Source organism: Sanguibacter biliveldensis, from assembly GCF_033798665.1.
GTDB classification, from domain to species: domain Bacteria; phylum Actinomycetota; class Actinomycetes; order Actinomycetales; family Cellulomonadaceae; genus Sanguibacter; species Sanguibacter inulinus.
Map to the genome: position 1 here is coordinate 2454263 of NZ_CP138359.1, position 13629 is coordinate 2467891.

Consider the following 13629-nt stretch of genomic DNA (forward strand, 5'->3'; position numbering starts at 1 on the left):
TCACGCTGGTCGGCGGTCAGGGCTGCTCGGTGGGCTGCTGGGTCGGCACCTCCGGCACGACCATCGAGCCGAGGACAGGTCCGAGGGTCTCCGCCAACCACGGCAGGCTGTACGGGAGCGAGAGGACCAGGGCGATCCCGAGCGTGAGCCGCAGGAGCAACGGCCCGACCCGCTGACGCTTACCCCGTCGGGTGCTCGTCGGCGCAGACGTCCTCGTGCGCGGCCCCTGCTGACGCACAGTGCTGGTCGCCCGTGAGCGACCATGAACCCTGCGCGGAGCCACGGGGGTGGTCACCGTGAAGCCCGCCCTCGCGAGCGTCTGCGTGACAAGGTCTGCCGACGTGAGGACCTCGGGCGACCTCGGCCCGCCCAGGTCAGACGCGAGGAACCGTGCGACATCGGCGACCTCGTAGGCCGCCAGGCGCACGGGCAAGGAGACGAGGTGCGCAGCGAGGCCCGATCGTCCGACCACCGTCGTCTGCCCGAGGACCACGGGCTCGACGTCTTGCGCGACGAGGCACAGCACAGGGACGACGGCGCTGCGGTGCATCGCCGCGATGCGTGCCGCCACGGCCGAGGTCGCCGTGGCAGCCGAGGTGGTCTCCCGCTCGCGCGAGTAGCCGTTCTGCCGCAGCACGCCGTCCCGGACGACGACGTCACCCGTCCAGTTCTTCGCGTCGATCACGACGATGCCACCGGGGCCTACGGCGATGTGGTCGATGTTCGCCTTCGGGCGGCCCGGCCAGTGGACGTCGTGGAGTGCGACCCAGCCGTACCGCTCGAGGAACCCGAGGGCCTGCGCGACGAGCCGTTCCCCCTCGGCGCCCTGGGAGTACGTGCGCAGCCGCCGCTCTGCCTGCCGGAGCTGCTCGTCGACCGCTGCGTCGGCGCCGTGGCCCATCGCCTGGTCGTGGCGCAGTCGAGCGGCCCGTCTCGAGGCACGCGAGGCCAGCTCTTCGGCCCCTGCTCCGGGCAGGTTGGTGTCGTGATGTTCCCCCATGACGAGAGCATCGGCAGACGGCGCGCTCGACCTGAGCCTTCCGGCGCAGGTCGCCTGGTGGGGGGAACGGGGCGCACAGGCGTGGGGGGGCATGGGCAGCGCGGGCGGCGCGGGGCCCACCATCAACCCCGTCAGTGGCACGCGGCACGTCACACCTCCCCCGGCGCATATCCTGCGCTGATGCCCCCGACAGACGACGCGACGCCTCACACCCGCGAGCCGTCCCCAGCCCCGCGACATCCAGACCGTGCTGGCACCGACGTCCGGGTTGGGCTGGTCCCCGGGGAGCCCGTCCCGGTCCGCTGGACCAAGTGGCCCGGGACCGAGCACTGGGAGCACGAGTGCGTCTGGCTCGGCTCGGACGAGCACGGCGACTGGCTCGGTCAGCGTCCGGGCACGAGATCGTGGCGTCCTGGCCGCAGCTTCGAGGCCGAGACCGCCACCGTCGTGCTCGTCCCGCCCGGCGGAGACTGGGCTGCAACGTTCTACGCTCCGGGCCACGCCGCCGGCCTGGAGGTCTACATCGACCTGGGGCACTCCGTCGGGTGGTCGCCGGACGGTTCGGCGACCGTCGTCGGGATCGACATGGACCTGGACGTCGTCCGCGACCCGGTGCGGGGGACCTGGGTCGACGACGAAGACGAGCTCGAAGAGCACGCGGCGCTCTGGGGCTACCCGACCGAGGTCGTCACCCATCTCGAGGCCGTCGCGAGCACGCTGCGAGACGAGGTGGAAGAGCACTGCGCTCCCTTCGACGACGCGACCCCGACCAGGTGGTTGACCCTCCTCGGGCGCACGGCGACCGCCTGACCGCAGGCCGCCCTCAGTCCGCCAGACCGGCGCTCTGCCAGGCCGCCGGACCGCAGCTCGCCCAGCCCGCCACAACCCGCGCCCGCGCGGACGAAGGCCCGGCACCCTGATGGGTACCGGGCCTTCAGAGTCAGGCTGCAGGCCGCAGCCGCGTCGCCCGGGTCAGACGTTGAAGCCGAGGGCGCGGAGCTGGTCCTTGCCGTCCTGGGTGATCTTCTCGGGGCCCCACGGCGGCATCCAGACCCAGTTGATCCGGAAGCCGTCGACGAGGCCTTCGAGGGCCTGGCCCGCCTGGTCCTCGATGACGTCGGTCAGGGGGCAAGCCGCTGACGTGAGCGTCATGTCGATGACGGCGTGGTGGTTCTGGTCCAGGGCGATGCCGTAGATCAGGCCGAGGTCGACGACGTTGATGCCGAGCTCGGGGTCGATGACGTCCCGGAGCCCCTCTTCGACGTCGGCGACGTTGACCGGCGCCCCGGCCGTGGCCGGTGCACCCTGCGGGGTGTCGTTCGCGGTGTCGCTGCTCATGTCAGCTGCTCTCCTCGGAAGATGGGTACGGGTGGGTCGTGCAGACGTTCGTGGTCACACGTGCTCGTGCTCGTGCGTGGTCGACGCTGTGGCGGTCTGTGCATCCTCGAGCACGCCCGAGGTCGCCAGGGTGTCGCGCAGGGCAGACCAGCCGAGCAGGGCGCACTTGATGCGGGCCGGGAACTGCGAGACGCCCGTGAAGGCGGCTGCGTCGCCGAGCTCGTCCTCGCGGGCCTCGTCGAGGCCCTTGCCGCGCGAGCCCATGAGGTCGCGGAACACCGACCCGAGGTGCTCGGTGGTCGCCACGTCCTGGCCGGTGACGAGGTCGGTCAGCACCGACAGCGAGGCCTGCGAGATGCTGCAGCCCTGGCCCTCCCAGCTGATCGACTCGACGACCCGGCGGCCGTCCTCGGTCTCGGTGAACTGGGCACGCAGGGTGACCTCGTCACCGCAGGTCGGGTTCACCTGGTGCGACTCGCTCGCGAAGGCAGCGGTGAGGTCGACCAGACCCCGTCCGTGCGGCTTCTTCGAGTGGTCGAGGATGACCTGCTGGTACAGCTGCTCCATGGGGCTGCTCATGACACACGTCCTCTCATAGTCCGAAGAACGCTCGGACGGTACCCAACGATTCCCGGAAGGCCACGACCTCGTCGACGGTCGTGTAGACCGACGCCGACGCACGGGCCGAGGCCGCGACGCCGAAGCGCCTGTGCAGAGGCTGCGCGCAGTGGTGGCCGACCCGCACGGCGATGCCTGCGTCGTCGAGCACCTGGCCGACGTCGTGGGCGTGGACACCGTCGACGACGAAGGACACCGCGGCAAGCCTGTCGGTCGTGTCGAGCGGACCGAGCACGCGGACACCAGGGATCTCGGAGATCTTCAGCATCTCGGCGGCGAGCTCGGACTCGTGAGCCGCGACAGCCCCCATACCGAGGTCGCCGAGGTACTGCGCAGCCGCGCCCATGGCGACGGCCTGCGCGACCATCATGGTGCCGGCCTCGAAGCGCTGCGGCGGCGGCGCGTAGGTGGTCTCGGTCATCGTGACGACCTCGACCATCGAGCCACCCGTGGTGACAGGCGGCATGTCGGCCAGCAGCTCGCGGCGGCCGTAGAGCGCACCGACCCCTGTCGGCCCGAGCATCTTGTGCCCGGAGAAGGCCGCGAAGTCCACGCCGAGGGCGTGCAGGTCCACGGGCAGGTTCGGGACGCTCTGGCAGGCGTCGAGGACCGTCAGGGCCCCGACCTCACGGGCCCGCGCCACGAAGGCGGAGACGTCCGTGATCGCGCCGGTGACGTTCGAGGCGTGCGTGAAGGCCAGCACCCGGGTGCGGTCGGTGACCACCGTCGCGAGCTGGTCCAGGCGCAGACGCCCGTCGTCGTCGACCTCGATCCAGCGGACCACGGCGCCCGTACGGGCGGCGAGCTCCTGCCACGGCACGAGGTTCGCGTGGTGCTCGGACTCTGTCACGACGATCTCGTCGCCCGGAGCGAGCGCGAAGCGGCGTGCGGCCGCTCCCCCGCGCCCGGCGGTCGCGTTGGAGATCGCGTAGGCGACGAGGTTGATCGCAGCCGTCGCGTTGGACGTCCAGACGATCTCGTCCTCGTCGACCCCGACGAAGCCGGCGACCTGCGCGCGGGCGTCCTCGAAGGCCAGCGTCGCCTCTTCGGCGAGCTGGTGGGCTCCGCGGTGCACGGCGGCGTTGCGCTGGAGGTAGAAGTCCTGCTCGGCGTCGAGCACCGGGTCGGGCTTCTGGGACGTCGCCCCCGAGTCGAGGTAGACGAGCGGACGACCACCGCGGAGCGTGCGGCTCAGCAGCGGGAAGTCAGCACGGACAGCGGCCAGCTCGGCAGCGGTCAGCGACGCGTGGGTGGTGGCACCCGACAGGTCTGTCGCGGTCATGGTCCCTCGATTCGGTCGTGGTGGTGGGCTGCGCCGTGCAGCCCGCCACGGGGCTCGTCGGGCGACCGCGCAGGGTCGCCCGACGACGTCTGGTCAGACGAGGGTCAGGCCGTCGCGCTCGTGAGGAAGCGGTCGTAGCCCTCGTTCTCGAGGCGGTCGGCGAGCTCGGGGCCGCCCTCTTCGGCGATGCGTCCGTCGACGAACACGTGGACGAAGTCCGGCGTGATGTAGCGCAGGATGCGGGTGTAGTGCGTGATGAGCAGGAACCCGGTGTCGGTGTTCCCCTTCACGCGGTTGACACCCTCGGAGACGATGCGCAGCGCGTCGACGTCGAGGCCGGAGTCGGTCTCGTCGAGGATCGCGAACTTCGGCTTGAGGAGCTCCATCTGCAGGATCTCGTGGCGCTTCTTCTCACCACCGGAGAAGCCCTCGTTGACGTTGCGCTCGGCGAAGGCGGGGTCCATGCGCAGGGCCTCCATCGCACCCTTGACGTCCTTGATCCACGTGCGGAGCGCGGGCGCCTCGCCGTCGATCGCGGTCTTCGCGGTCCGCAGGAAGTTCGACACCGAGACACCGGGGACCTCGACGGGGTACTGCATGGCCAGGAAGAGGCCGGCACGGGCGCGCTCGTCGACGCTCATCGCGAGGACGTCGTGGCCGTCGAGCGAGACGGAGCCGGAGGTCACCTGGTACTTGGGGTGGCCCGCGAGGGAGTAGGCGAGGGTCGACTTGCCGGAGCCGTTGGGGCCCATGATGGCGTGCGTCTTGCCGGAGTCGATCGTGAGGTCGACACCGCGCAGGATCGGCTTGGGGCCTTCCTTGGTCTCGACGCTGACGTGCAGGTCCTTGATCTCGAGCGTTGACATGTTCGGGTTCTCCTAGGAAAAGGTCAGGGGTGCGTCGACGTCGACGAGCACGCGCTCGCCGTCGATCGTCACGGGGTACACGGGCACGGGGCGGGTGGCGGGCAGCGCGGTCGGAGCGCCGGTCCGCAGGTCGAAGGTCGACCCGTGGAGCCAGCACTCGATGAGGCAGCCCTCGACCTCGCCGTCGGACAGCGACACCGCTCCGTGGGAGCAGATGTCCGAGATGGCGTGGAGCTCTCCGTCAGAGTCGCGGACGATCGCGACGTCGACGGTGCCGGACGCCCCCTCGAGCTCGACCTTGAGGGCCGACTCGGGGGGCACGTCCTGGCTCAGGCAGGCGAGCTGGGCGCTCATGCGCCCACCGTCGGCTGTCCGCCCTCGATCACGCTCATCGACTTCGACAGCTCGGCCTCGATCGAGTCGAGCAGACGCTGCTCGACCGACTCGACACCGATCGCCTGGATGAGCTCGGCGAAGAAGCCGCGCACCACGAGACGACGCGCGTCGGCCTCGGGGATGCCGCGAGCCTGCAGGTAGAACAGCTGCTCGTCGTCGAAGCGGCCCGTGGCGCTCGCGTGGCCGGCACCCTCGATGAGACCTGTCTCGATCTCGAGGTTGGGGACCGAGTCGGCGCGCGCGCCGTCGGAGAGCACGAGGTTGCGGTTGAGCTCGTAGGTGTCGGTGCCCTCGGCCTCGGCACGGATGAGCACGTCGCCCACCCACACCGTGTGGGCACCGGCGCCCTGGAGCGCACCCTTGTAGGTGACCCGCGACTTGCAGCTCGGGACCGCGTGGTCCACGAACAGGCGGTGCTCCTGGTGCTGGTCGGCGTCGGCGAAGTACAGGCCGACCATCTCGACCTCGCCGCCCTCGGCCGTGAACTCGGCGTCGGGGGTGACCCTGACGACGTCGCCGCCGAAGGTCACGACGATGTGCTTGACCTTGGCGTCGCGGCCCAGACGGATGCGGTGCGACGACGCGTGGACCGCGCCCTCGGACCAGTCCTGGACGCTCACGAGCGTGAGGTGCGCGCCGTCGTCGACGACGACCTCGACGGTCTCGGTCAGCGTCGCGCGGCCGATGTGGTCGAGGACGACCACGGACTCGCTGAGCGCTCCGGCGTGCACGAGCAGGTGGCTCGCGCTCGGGGTGTCGTCGATGCCCTCGACGCGGATCGAGGTGACCTCGGAGACGACGGCCTGTGCCGGGATCGACACGACCGTGGCCTCCTCGACCGAGGCCCAGGCGGTGACCGCGGTGCGGTCGCCCGGGACCCCGGCACGGCCAAGACGCTCGTCGTCACGCGGGACGATCTGCACCTCGACCTCGGGGGCCTCGACGACGGTCGTGCGGACGCCGCGCGAGCTCAGGCCGGTCTCGAACAGGGGCGCGAGACGGGAGATCGGCGAGAAGCGCCACTCCTCCTCGCGGCCCGTCGGGACCGTGATGACCTCGGGGTCGAAGGACGTCACGCGCTCGGCGCGCGAGCCCTGCGGTGTGCCGCCGACCCCGTGCGTGTGCGCGCCCTCGACGGCGGCACGGCTGTGGTCCGTGCTCAGGCCGGCGTCCGTGGCGTCGGGGGTGGTGGACTCTGTCTGGGTGGTCATCAGCCGACGGACCCTTCCATCTGCAGCTCGATGAGGCGGTTGAGCTCGAGGGCGTACTCCATGGGGAGCTCGCGCGCGATGGGCTCGACGAACCCGCGCACGATCATCGCCATGGCCTCGGTCTCGGCCATGCCTCGGGACATGAGGTAGAACAGCTGGTCCTCGCTCACCCGCGAGACCGTGGCCTCGTGACCCATCGAGACGTCGTCCTCGCGGACGTCGACGTAGGGGTAGGTGTCGGAGCGGGAGATCTGGTCGACGAGCAGCGCGTCGCACAGGACCGTCGAGGCCGAGTGCTCGGCACCCTCGAGGACCTGGACCAGACCGCGGTACGAGGTCCGGCCGCCACCGCGGGCGACAGACTTCGAGACGATCGAGGAGGAGGTGTGGGGGGCGGCGTGCACCATCTTGGCGCCGGCGTCCTGGTGCTGGCCCTCACCCGCGAAGGCGATGGAAAGCGTCTCGCCACGGGCGTGCTCGCCCATGAGGTAGATGGCCGGGTACTTCATGGTCACCTTGGAGCCGATGTTGCCGTCGACCCACTCCATGGTCGCGCCCTCGGCGGCCGTGGCGCGCTTGGTCACGAGGTTGTACACGTTGTTCGACCAGTTCTGGATGGTCGTGTAACGCACGCGGGCGTTCTTCTTGACGATGATCTCGACCACGGCCGAGTGCAGCGAGTCCGACTTGTAGATCGGCGCCGTGCAGCCCTCGACGTAGTGCACGTAGGAGCCCTCGTCGGCGATGATCAGCGTCCGCTCGAACTGACCCATGTTCTCGGTGTTGATGCGGAAGTACGCCTGGAGCGGGATCTCGACGTGCACGCCCGGGGGGACGTAGACGAAGGAGCCGCCGGACCAGACCGCGGTGTTGAGCGCGGCGAACTTGTTGTCGCCCGCGGGGATGACCGAGCCGAAGTACTGCTCGAAGATCTCCGGGTGCTCACGCAGACCGGTGTCGGTGTCGAGGAAGATGACACCCTGCTCCTCCAGGTCCTCGCGGATCTGGTGGTAGACGACCTCGGACTCGTACTGGGCCGCGACGCCGGAGACGAGGCGCTGCTTCTCAGCCTCGGGGATGCCGAGCTTGTCGTACGTCGCCTTGATGTCGGCCGGCAGGTCTTCCCAGCTGGTGGCCTGCTTCTCGGTCGAGCGGACGAAGTACTTGATGTTGTCGAAGTCGATGCCCGAGAGGTCAGAGCCCCAGTTCGGCATGGGCTTCTTCTCGAAGAGCTTGAGCGACTTGAGACGGAGCTTGAGCATCCACTCGGGCTCGTTCTTCAGAGCGGAGATGTTGCGGACGACGTCTTCGTCCACGCCGCGGCGGGCGAGTGCGCCAGCGGCGTCGGAGTCGTGCCAGCCGTAGCCGTACGACCCGATCGAGGCGATGATCTCCTCGTCGCTCTGCGTCTGCGGAGCGTTCGCGGTGTCTTGCGTGGGGGCGCTCATCTTGTTCCTTCCATGGGCCGTCGGATCACGGTGGGTTCGGGGGTGTCGGAGAAGTCTTCGGAGCCGGCTGGGCCAGCAGCGTCGGTGCCCACGGGGCCCGGTGGTTCGGGGACCCCGGGCCGGGCGGATCTCGTCCGCGGCATCGGCACGTGCACGGGCACGTTGGTCGTGCAGACGTGACCGCCGTTGGCAAGGGTCACGAGGCGCTGGGTGTGCGAGCCCAGGAGGCGCGAGAAGACCTGCGCCTCGGCGTCGCACAGCTGGGGGAACTGGGCCGCGACGTGCGCGACAGGGCAGTGCCCCTGACAGAGCTGGACCGTCGAGGTGCCCTCGACGGGGCGGACCGACGCTGCGAAGCCGTCGGCCGAGAGCGCGTCCGCGAGCTGGCGGACCCGGCCGTCGACGTCGTCGGCCGTCACGACAGCGGAGTAGCGCTCCTCGAGCTCGAGCATCCGGGCCTGGGCGAACTCCTCGACAGCGCCGTCACCGGCGATCTCTGCGAGGAACCGCAGAGCCTGGCTCGCGATGTCGGGGTACTCCCCCGAGATCTCGGCGTGGGCGCGGTCGGTCGCGACGTAGGAACGGGCGGGGCGTCCACGCCCACCCGTCGGACGACCGACGTGGACCGCGACCAGGCCGTCGTCCTCGAGACAGCCCAGGTGGCGGCGGATGCCGGCCGCGCTGAGGTCGAGCATCCGGGCGAGGGCTGCGGCAGTCACCGGCCCGTCGGACAAGACGTGCTGGAGCACCCGGGCCCGGGTGGTCGACTCGTGGTCGACCCCTTCGGCGGGACGGGGCGCGGGGAGCCGGGCGGACGTGGCGTGCGGCGCGCGGGGCGTGATGGTCATGCTCGTCCTCCTCGTGCTCTCGTCGGTGCTGGGTCGGCCTGTCGTGACGACTGGTCGTGGTTCCTGCGACGGGTGTCGAGCAGGGGCGCGTCGGCTCGCGCACTTTAGACAACATACTTATGGGCTAAATGCATTCCCGCAAGCAAGGAGAGCCTCACCTGGGCCGATGCAGCCGTGACGGCGAGCACACCGGCACCGCAGGCCGACGCCGGTCGCTGCCACCGACGCCCACTAGACTCATCGATCGTGCCCTCCAACCCCGCAGTCGAGATCACCGGCCTCGTCAAGAGGTACGACGGCCGAGAGATCGTCCGCAGCCTCGACCTCACCGCCCACCACGGCCAGGTGACCGCCGTGCTCGGTCCCAACGGCGCCGGCAAGACGACGACGATCGAGTGCTGCGAAGGGCTGCGCCTGCCCGACGCGGGCACCGTGCGCGTCCTCGGCCTCGACCCTGTCGCCGACAGCCACGAGCTCCGGCCCAGGGTGGGCGTCATGCTCCAGGACGGCGGTCTGCCGACCTCGGTCCGTGCCCTCGAGATGCTCCGGCACGTCTCCGCGATGTACGCCGAGCCCTGGGACGTCGACGACCTCGTCGAACGCCTCGGGCTGGCCAGCTTCGCCACGACCACCGTGCGACGCCTCTCGGGCGGTCAGCGCCAGCGGCTGGCCCTCGCGGCTGCGCTCGTCGGCCGACCCGAGCTCGTGTTCCTCGACGAGCCGAGCGCCGGCATGGACCCGCAGAGCCGGCACGCCGTCTGGGAGCTCGTCCGCGCGCTGCGTGACCAGGGCGTGAGCATCGTCCTCACCACGCACCTCATGGACGAGGCCGAAGAGCTCGCCGACCGTGTCGTGATCGTGGACCACGGGCAGGTGATCGCCGAGGGCGCCCCTGCCGAGCTCGTCACCGGGTCCGGCGGCGGTCTCACCTTCGCCACGACGGCCGGGCTCGAGACGCTCTCGCTCGCGAGCGCCCTCGGGGCCGGCGTGCGCGAGACAGCACCCGGCAGCTACGCGGTCTCCGGCGCGGTCACCCCCGCGACCCTCGTCTCCCTGACCCGTTGGTGCGCCGACAGGTCTCACCTGCTCACCCGCGTCTCGACAGGGCGCCGGACGCTCGAAGACGTGTTCCTCGACCTCACCGGACGGAGCCTGCGATGAGCACGACACCCCAGGATGCGGCCGCGCGCCCCGTCCCCGCGCCGAGCACCGCCGGAGCGGCGTCGGTCGGCCGCCGTCTCGTCGCCCAGTCGACCTTCGAGGCCCGCGCGATCCTGCGCAACGGCGAACAGCTCATGGTGACGATCCTGCTGCCCGTCATGGCGCTGATCGGCCTCACCCAGACCTCGATCGTCGAGATCGACACCGGCGACGCGTCGCGCATCGACTTCATGACGTCTGGTGTCATCGCCCTCGCCGTGATGAGCGCCGCCTTCACCTCGCAGTCCATCGCGACGGCCTTCGACCGCCGCAACGGCGTGCTGCGCCTCATGGCCACCACCCCGCTCGGGCGCGGCGGCCTCCTCACCTCGAAGATCGTCGGCGTCCTCGCTGTCGAGGCCGTCCAGATCGCCGTGATCAGCGTGGTCGCGGTGGTGCTGGGCTGGCGTCCTGACCCCGCCGGCATCCCGCTCGCGCTCGTCGCCGTGCTGCTCGGGACGGCGGCCTTCACCTCGCTCGCGCTGCTGCTCGCCGGGACGCTGCGTGCCGAGGGGGTGCTCGCGGTCGCGAACATCGTCCTCGTGCTGCTCGTCGTCCTCGGGGCTGTCCTCACCTCGGCCGACCAGCTCCCCGGCGCGCTGCGCCATGTGGCGCTCCTCCTCCCGTCAGGGGCCCTCGGCGAAGCCGTGCGCGGGGCCTTCCTCGACGGCTCGATCCCTGCCTTCTCGATCGTCGTGCTCTTCGGCTGGACCGCGGCGCTCGGCTGGGGAGCGGGGAAGCTCTTCCGCTGGAGCTGAGCGGCCTCCGGCCCGGGCCGATCTCACACACGTGAGGACGCCCGGGATTCTGGTGCAGGGGCCCGCCACCGCTACCTTTGACTGGTGACCACCCAGACCCCGCAGGACGCCCCCACCACCCCCGGGACCGTCGGGCGCTGGCTCGACTCGGCCCGTCGGTTCACGACCCCGGCCCTCGTCGCCAACCTCGTCGCCCAGATCGTCATCGTCGGGACCGGTGGAGCCGTGCGGCTCACAGGGTCCGGGCTGGGCTGCTCCACCTGGCCGCTGTGCGAGCCTGGCGAGTTCACGCCGTCCTTCCACGAGGCCACGTCGCTGCACCCCTTCATCGAGTTCGGCAACAGGACGCTCACGGGCGTGCTCGGGGTCATCGCGATCGTCGTGGCCGTGCTCGTCTGGAGCGCCCGCGACAGGTCGACGTCGTACAGGGTCCTGGGTCTCGTCCCGCTCTTCGGGGTCGTCTTCCAGGCGGTCCTCGGTGGCATCACGGTGCTGGTCGACCTCCACCCTGCCGTGGTCGGCAGCCACCTGCTCATCTCGATGGTCCTCATCGCCGCCTCGGCCGTGCTGCTCGACCGGAGCCGAGAAGGCGACGGAGCGCCGGAGCCGCTGGTCTCGGCCCGGACCCGCATCGTCTCGTGGGTGCTCATGGTCGCGCTCGTCCCGGTGCTGGTGCTCGGTGTGGTGGTCACCGGCGCCGGACCGCACTCGGGCGACTCCGAGGTCGGCTACCGCTTCGCCGTCGACCCTGCGCACATCACCCAGTTCCACTCGGCCTCGGTCTGGGTGTTCACGGCACTGCTCGTCACGCTGCTGGTGATGGTCTACCGCACCAGCCCCCGCGTCGACCGCGCGCGTCAGGCTGTCGTGCTGCTGCTGGTCGTCACGCTCGCGCAGGGCCTCATCGGGTACGTCCAGTACTTCACGGGGCTTCCCGAGGTCCTCGTCGCCGCGCACATGATCGGCGCGGCGATGCTCACCGCAGGTGCCGCCCGCGTGCCGCTCGCACTGCGCCGCCGGGCCTGACACCTACGGCGGGGTCCGACGAAGTCCTGAGCCCGCGGGGGCCGCACCCGGTCGAGCTGCGGGTGCGGCCGTCCGAGAGCGGCCGGGTGCGCGCTGCCGACCTCAGGCGTCGCGGCTGACCGTGTACGTCGACCCCAGGGAGTGCGACTCACCGGGCGCGAGGGTCAGGGCAGCGTCGCCGACGTTGCAGGTCTCCACGCAGACCATCTGCCGCCACTCCCCCGCCGCGATGTCGGCCACCCTGCCGGCGACCTCGGCTCCCGGGGACCAGACGACCGTCGACGCCGAACCGGTCTTGGTCACGACGAGGGTCCGCTCGCCGTCGTCGACGCTCACGGGCGTCGTGGTCCCGAGGTAGACCCTGTCGACCTGCCCGCTCGGGACGAGCGGGACACCGGCCGCTGGACGGCGCGCATCAGCAGGGGACGCCGCAGCCTTGTCGTGGTAGCCGGCGTCCTCGAGCCCGGAGACCGTCGTCGACTCGACGTCGCGGACCTGCAGATAGGTGTGCTGGGCCTCTTCGAAGGTCACCGGGGCGTCCCCCGTGCAGGCGACCGTGAGGACGACGGTCAACGAGCTGCCGACGCGGACCTCGTAGTCCGCCTGCAGGCCCTCGAAGTCAGCGACCGCGCGGTCGGCTGGCACGGCGAGACGGAAGGTCAGGACTGTGCCCTCGTCGTCGTCCGACGCACCTGTGAGAGTCCACGGGACGAGTCTGGCGTAGCCGTGCGACGGCGCCTCGGGGTCGCCGGCCCGCGGGCCGAACCACGGGAAGCAGAGCGGGATCCCGCCGCGGATCGGCACGCCAGGCGCGAAGCTGCTCGCCGAGCTCAGCCACAGGACAGGGTCTTCGCCCGTCGGCGTCCACCCCGTCACGTGGGCGCCCTGCAGGTAGACCTCGGCCGAGCCGTGGGCGTTGGTGACCGACAGGACGTCGAGACCGCTGTCCGTCCTGCTCGCCGTCACGGTCGAGGGAAGAGTCAGGGGCGGCGTGGGTGCGGGGCCGTCTACGGTCATGTCTGTCTCCTGGGGCTGTCGGGGCCGAGGCGCACCTCGGGGCGTCCTTCACCCTATCGCCGCAGGTGACAGACCAGACAGGACCGACGGGCGGGAGCACGTCGACGTGCCCAGGGGGCGCTCGCGAGGGCGCGGGGGCCCGCAGGGTCAGGGGCGCAGCCCGCGGAGGACACGCGGCAGGAAACGTCCCTACGCCCGATCACCGCGAGGAAGGCCGTCGACCTCCGCGGCCGTCCGTGCGTGCCTGTACCTCGAGACGGCCAGGTCGACACCCGAGGCGAGCAGGACACCCACGGCGTAGAGCAGCAGGTCTGTCCAGACAAAAGAGGTGCCGAGCACGTACCGCACGGGCCACCACACGTCGGCGAGGGCAGCGGGGATGCTGGTGAGCTGCGCGGCCTCGACCAGCCAGCACACGGCGAGGGCCGTCGCGGCTGCGACCGCAGGACGCCACCGAGGGGCGAGGGCGACGACGAGCGCGTAGACCAGCACGGCGTAGAGGACGTCACCCGCAGCCGACGCGGCAGCACCAGGCCCCACAGAGCGCACTCCGAGACCGGCCGCGACGACGAGCGGGACTGCGACGACGGCCGACAGACGGCGCCCAGCACCCTTCACGAG

15 protein-coding genes are annotated in these 13629 nt (G+C 71.0%); 4 read left to right on the forward strand and 11 right to left on the reverse strand.

Annotated elements, in window-relative coordinates; genetic code table 11:
• Positions 1-16: 16 nt before the first annotated feature.
• The gene (locus tag SANBI_RS10725; RefSeq protein ID WP_319154877.1) at positions 17-1000 is read right to left on the reverse strand and encodes a nuclease-related domain-containing protein; all 984 of its coding nucleotides are present in this window, start codon (positions 998-1000) and stop codon (positions 17-19) included.
• 180 nt (positions 1001-1180) lie between these two features.
• On the opposite strand from SANBI_RS10725, the gene SANBI_RS10730 reads away from it, so the two are divergent.
• Positions 1181-1810, forward strand: a complete 630-nt coding sequence (locus tag SANBI_RS10730) for a DUF402 domain-containing protein (protein ID WP_319154880.1) — start codon at positions 1181-1183, stop codon at positions 1808-1810.
• A 162-nt stretch (positions 1811-1972) separates the two neighbouring features.
• Here SANBI_RS10730 and SANBI_RS10735 read toward each other — a convergent pair whose 3' ends face one another.
• The 8 genes from SANBI_RS10735 to SANBI_RS10770 all read right to left on the reverse strand — a co-directional run bounded on the left by SANBI_RS10735 (position 1973) and on the right by SANBI_RS10770 (position 9007).
• Positions 1973-2338, reverse strand: a complete 366-nt coding sequence (locus tag SANBI_RS10735) for a metal-sulfur cluster assembly factor (RefSeq protein WP_012867177.1) — start codon at positions 2336-2338, stop codon at positions 1973-1975.
• 54 nt (positions 2339-2392) lie between these two features.
• Complete coding sequence (sufU, locus tag SANBI_RS10740; RefSeq protein ID WP_179913091.1) at positions 2393-2917, reverse strand: Fe-S cluster assembly sulfur transfer protein SufU; 525 nt, start codon at positions 2915-2917, stop codon at positions 2393-2395.
• Positions 2918-2930: 13 nt separating this feature from the next.
• A complete protein-coding gene (locus SANBI_RS10745) occupies positions 2931-4238 on the reverse strand; it encodes a SufS family cysteine desulfurase (protein WP_319154886.1) in 1308 nt (435 codons plus the stop codon).
• A 104-nt stretch (positions 4239-4342) separates the two neighbouring features.
• Positions 4343-5104, reverse strand: a complete 762-nt coding sequence (sufC, locus tag SANBI_RS10750; protein WP_056133792.1) for a Fe-S cluster assembly ATPase SufC — start codon at positions 5102-5104, stop codon at positions 4343-4345.
• Positions 5105-5116: 12 nt separating this feature from the next.
• Positions 5117-5458 (reverse strand): non-heme iron oxygenase ferredoxin subunit, encoded by a 342-nt coding sequence (locus tag SANBI_RS10755; RefSeq protein ID WP_056133796.1) that lies wholly within the window; start codon positions 5456-5458, stop codon positions 5117-5119.
• Positions 5455-6711, reverse strand: coding sequence for a Fe-S cluster assembly protein SufD (gene sufD, locus SANBI_RS10760; protein WP_319154889.1), 1257 nt, complete (start codon positions 6709-6711; stop codon positions 5455-5457). Before sufD ends, SANBI_RS10755 begins: the two co-directional genes overlap by 4 nt.
• On the reverse strand, positions 6711-8159 hold the full coding sequence (gene sufB / locus SANBI_RS10765) for a Fe-S cluster assembly protein SufB (RefSeq protein ID WP_012867183.1): 1449 nt from the start codon (positions 8157-8159) through the stop codon (positions 6711-6713). Before sufB ends, sufD begins: the two co-directional genes overlap by 1 nt.
• Positions 8156-9007: a helix-turn-helix transcriptional regulator gene (locus SANBI_RS10770; protein ID WP_319154892.1), complete on the reverse strand. Its 852-nt coding sequence runs from the start codon at positions 9005-9007 to the stop codon at positions 8156-8158. The genes sufB and SANBI_RS10770 overlap by 4 nt, the downstream gene beginning before the upstream one ends.
• A gap of 246 nt (positions 9008-9253) precedes the next feature.
• Between SANBI_RS10770 and SANBI_RS10775 the strand changes: the two genes are divergently transcribed.
• The 3 genes from SANBI_RS10775 to SANBI_RS10785 all read left to right on the forward strand — a co-directional run bounded on the left by SANBI_RS10775 (position 9254) and on the right by SANBI_RS10785 (position 11991).
• Entirely contained in the window at positions 9254-10168 is a 915-nt protein-coding gene (locus SANBI_RS10775; protein WP_179913095.1) for an ABC transporter ATP-binding protein, read from the forward strand.
• Entirely contained in the window at positions 10165-10965 is an 801-nt protein-coding gene (locus SANBI_RS10780) for an ABC transporter permease (protein ID WP_319154894.1), read from the forward strand. Before SANBI_RS10775 ends, SANBI_RS10780 begins: the two co-directional genes overlap by 4 nt.
• Positions 10966-11049: 84 nt before the next feature.
• The gene (locus SANBI_RS10785; protein ID WP_319154896.1) at positions 11050-11991 is read left to right on the forward strand and encodes a COX15/CtaA family protein; all 942 of its coding nucleotides are present in this window, start codon (positions 11050-11052) and stop codon (positions 11989-11991) included.
• Positions 11992-12093: 102 nt separating this feature from the next.
• On the opposite strand, the gene SANBI_RS10790 is transcribed toward SANBI_RS10785, so the two are convergent.
• Positions 12094-13008 (reverse strand): D-hexose-6-phosphate mutarotase, encoded by a 915-nt coding sequence (locus SANBI_RS10790; protein ID WP_319154898.1) that lies wholly within the window; start codon positions 13006-13008, stop codon positions 12094-12096.
• Positions 13009-13197: 189 nt separating this feature from the next.
• The gene (locus SANBI_RS10795) at positions 13198-13626 is read right to left on the reverse strand and encodes a ribosomal maturation YjgA family protein (protein WP_319154900.1); all 429 of its coding nucleotides are present in this window, start codon (positions 13624-13626) and stop codon (positions 13198-13200) included.
• Between the last annotated feature and the right edge of the window lie 3 nt (positions 13627-13629).

Bases quoted from the DNA above. Each gene is read 5' to 3' on its own strand.
- sufB (WP_012867183.1), bottom strand. From the start codon at position 8,159: ATGAGCGCCCCCACGCAAGACACCGCGAACGCTCCGCAGACGCAGAGC.
- SANBI_RS10755 (WP_056133796.1), bottom strand. From the start codon at position 5,458: ATGAGCGCCCAGCTCGCCTGCCTGAGCCAGGACGTGCCCCCCGAGTCG.
- sufC (WP_056133792.1), bottom strand. From the start codon at position 5,104: ATGTCAACGCTCGAGATCAAGGACCTGCACGTCAGCGTCGAGACCAAG.
- sufD (WP_319154889.1), bottom strand. From the start codon at position 6,711: ATGACCACCCAGACAGAGTCCACCACCCCCGACGCCACGGACGCCGGC.
- SANBI_RS10745 (WP_319154886.1), bottom strand. From the start codon at position 4,238: ATGACCGCGACAGACCTGTCGGGTGCCACCACCCACGCGTCGCTGACC.
- SANBI_RS10790 (WP_319154898.1), bottom strand. From the start codon at position 13,008: ATGACCGTAGACGGCCCCGCACCCACGCCGCCCCTGACTCTTCCCTCG.
- sufU (WP_179913091.1), bottom strand. From the start codon at position 2,917: ATGAGCAGCCCCATGGAGCAGCTGTACCAGCAGGTCATCCTCGACCAC.
- SANBI_RS10780 (WP_319154894.1), top strand. From the start codon at position 10,165: ATGAGCACGACACCCCAGGATGCGGCCGCGCGCCCCGTCCCCGCGCCG.
- SANBI_RS10735 (WP_012867177.1), bottom strand. From the start codon at position 2,338: ATGAGCAGCGACACCGCGAACGACACCCCGCAGGGTGCACCGGCCACG.
- SANBI_RS10725 (WP_319154877.1), bottom strand. From the start codon at position 1,000: ATGGGGGAACATCACGACACCAACCTGCCCGGAGCAGGGGCCGAAGAG.
- SANBI_RS10770 (WP_319154892.1), bottom strand. From the start codon at position 9,007: ATGACCATCACGCCCCGCGCGCCGCACGCCACGTCCGCCCGGCTCCCC.
- SANBI_RS10730 (WP_319154880.1), top strand. From the start codon at position 1,181: ATGCCCCCGACAGACGACGCGACGCCTCACACCCGCGAGCCGTCCCCA.